We start from the raw sequence: 2,899 nt of genomic DNA on the forward strand, positions 1-2,899 counted from the left end.
CACGAGTTGGAGGACTTGATTGCAGAATACATTCATCATTATAATCACGAACGACCTCATCAAGCGCTAGGAGATTTTGTTCCTGCCGAGGTATTTTCAGGGGCAAAAATAATTTCTTAATTGAGGTTCGTTTTTGTCGGAAGGGAGGGGGTCATTTCAGATAAAGATAAGCCCAACAAATGCCTAGTTATGTAAGTTTATGATAGGCAATTACCCTAGTTTTTCCATGAAAGTCACTGACACTTATACACTATAAACATACAACACACCAATAAATCACTTTTAAATAACTTCAAAAGAAAATATCTATAAAACTGCACAAGGACAACCACATAAAGTAGCTTTAATAGCTGTATCACTTTGTTGTTGGTAGTGCTGCTGCTGAAATAATCCAGCCTGATAGTTTTCTTGCCTACCCCTTCTTGCCCTTGAAGGTAGCAAAGGCACTTCAACACCTTGAACATAAGAATACTCAACATCTGAAAGTTGACTGATACAATCATCAATTGTACTTAGAAAGACTGAATTATATTGTGAGCACGCTTGCCGAAAATCTTCACTCACATCAATTTCAGTAACACCTTTAAATCCACAACATTCAAATAGCCGATGAGGGATTGTTGTTCTATCAATACTTACGACAATCCGCCCTTGATACTTTCTTTTAGATTGTTCTAATGCACCAATTGATTTAGCATTACAAGCACGAACAATCTGACATCTATCATCCTCTGTCAGAGTAATCGAAGGCATCCTTGAGGTTGTGCTTGGAGGAATAAACTTTGGATTAAAGCCAAATCGTAATGTATGAGAGCCTTCTTCTCTATCTCCTGTTAAACACCCTTCTAAGCCACAAATACCAAATTCTTCAAATAAGCCTTCAGCCAATTGCCACAACTGAACTCTATTCGAAGATAAATACTTTCTTGTTCCAAAACCATGATCAGTATCTAAACTTCTTTCTGATAAACTTTGCATAAACTCATCAAGAATTTGAAATTTTTCATCTCTTCCTTCTGCAGATTGAATGTCTCTTTTTAATTTTCTGATTTTCCTTTTCATTTTAACCTTCTAAGCCTTCATCTAGTATTCAAAAAAGAGCCTTGCGAAAGCTCAATCTATAATTCTTCTCTTAAACTTAAAATTAATAATATAGTTAAAAAACATAAATTTTTATATTTAACGAAATGAAAGTGTAAATTTAAAATAATACAAGCACCCAATCACAGCGCTTTAGACTATGGCATAGGCCTTTTTAATGTTAAGCTGCACCAGAATAAATACAAGCAAATAAACTAGCAAAAACAAAGAGCAGAAATACAGTGACAGCAATACTCTACGGCATTAAGAATTGTGATACGGTTAAAAAAGCCCGTCGTTTTCTTGAGAATAACAATATTCATTACCAATTTCATGATTTTCGTCAAGAAGGCATTTCAACTGAATTAATAAACGGCTGGTGTCAACTAACTTCCTGGGAAAATCTACTCAATAGGCGCAGCCGCACTTATCATGCACTTACTGACTCAATTAAAAATAACATTAATGAAACATCTATTATTCAGCTTATCTGCGAACAACCCACGTTAATTAAACGCCCGGTACTAAGCTATCAAGGCCAGCTATATCTTGGCTATAGTGATAAAGAATATCAAGAGATATTTAGTCATGCATAAAGCAATAGAGTTAACCTGTGAGCTGATAAGGCGCCCTTCTATCACACCTGATGACCAGGGTTGCCAAACACTTTTAGCCAACCGCCTAAAACCACTTGGATTTTATATCGAGTCTATGCCATTTGCTGACACGCAAAATCTATGGGCAAAAATAGGTAATAATAACGGCCCTAATCTGTTATTTGCCGGTCATACGGATGTCGTTGCTACAGGACCACTATCTGCATGGCGCTCGCCTCCGTTCTCACCGACCTTAACCGCTGATGGGATGCTCTATGGCCGAGGTGCTGCTGATATGAAATCAGGCCTTGCCGCAATGATTATAGCCACTGAAAACTTTCTTAGCCAACATTCAAACTTTAACGGCTCGCTAAGCTTTTTAATTACCAGTGATGAAGAAGGCCCAGCAACACACGGCACACAACAGGTGCTACAAGAGTTAATAAAAAAACGTGGTGAAAACATTGATTATTGTATTCTTGGTGAACCGAGCAGTACTGAATCTGCAGGCGATACCATTAAACACGGCCGCCGTGGCTCTTTAAGTGGGCAAATAACGATTTATGGTAAGCAAGGACATGTCGCCTACCCACACTTGGCTAATAACCCACTCCATCAGTGTTTAAATGCTTTACAGCAGTTATCTACACAGCACTGGGATACAGCAAGTGCTGACTTTCCCGCAACTTCATTACAAATTACCCGTATTCATGGTGGAGAAAGCCAGACGCGTAATGTTATCCCTGCGCATGTTTACATCGACTTTAACCTACGATTTTCCAATCAAATAACAGGCAAACAGATTCAAGAGAAAGTGTATAGTATACTTGATACAAATAACTTAAATTACGCTATAGACTGGCAAATCAATGGCCAGCCTTTTTTAACAACAGATACATCCTTTATTAATAAAATAAAAGATGCAGTAACACAGACGACTGGAATACCCCCCCAGTTGTCAACAGCAGGCGGCACGTCGGATGGTCGCTTTATTGCCCCCTATGGCATCAGCGTTGTTGAACTCGGCGTCCCTAATAAAACCATTCATCAGGTGAATGAATGCGTTCACAGCCAAGATATTATTATGCTAAGCGCTATCTATGAAGCAGTTCTGGAAAAAATATTAGCTAAAAAATAGATAGTTAGTCCCATAGTTTAATTTCAAGAGACAAATTATGGGGCTAGACACCAGCGGACTTATCAGCACGTAAGCGTCGCTACCT

General features: G+C 38.4%; 4 protein-coding genes. 3 read left to right on the forward strand and 1 reads right to left on the reverse strand.

Translation table 11 applies throughout. The features are described from left to right. Positions 1–15 precede the first annotated feature (15 nt). Positions 16–120 carry an integrase core domain-containing protein gene (locus C200_RS15005; protein ID WP_248782675.1) on the forward strand — a complete coding sequence of 35 codons (105 nt, stop codon included), beginning with the start codon at positions 16–18 and terminating at the stop codon, positions 118–120. A 186-nt stretch (positions 121–306) separates the two neighbouring features. Here C200_RS15005 and C200_RS08990 read toward each other — a convergent pair whose 3' ends face one another. Then, the gene (locus C200_RS08990) at positions 307–1,062 is read right to left on the reverse strand and encodes a hypothetical protein (protein WP_016211946.1); all 756 of its coding nucleotides are present in this window, start codon (positions 1,060–1,062) and stop codon (positions 307–309) included. 260 nt (positions 1,063–1,322) lie between these two features. Between C200_RS08990 and C200_RS08995 the strand changes: the two genes are divergently transcribed. Next, complete coding sequence (locus tag C200_RS08995) at positions 1,323–1,676, forward strand: ArsC family reductase (protein WP_016211943.1); 354 nt, start codon at positions 1,323–1,325, stop codon at positions 1,674–1,676. Further along, complete coding sequence (dapE, locus tag C200_RS09000; RefSeq protein WP_016211947.1) at positions 1,669–2,814, forward strand: succinyl-diaminopimelate desuccinylase; 1,146 nt, start codon at positions 1,669–1,671, stop codon at positions 2,812–2,814. The genes C200_RS08995 and dapE overlap by 8 nt, the downstream gene beginning before the upstream one ends. The last annotated feature ends 85 nt before the right edge of the window (positions 2,815–2,899 follow it).

This window comes from Piscirickettsia salmonis LF-89 = ATCC VR-1361 (assembly GCF_000297215.2).
Lineage (GTDB): Bacteria > Pseudomonadota > Gammaproteobacteria > Piscirickettsiales > Piscirickettsiaceae > Piscirickettsia > Piscirickettsia salmonis.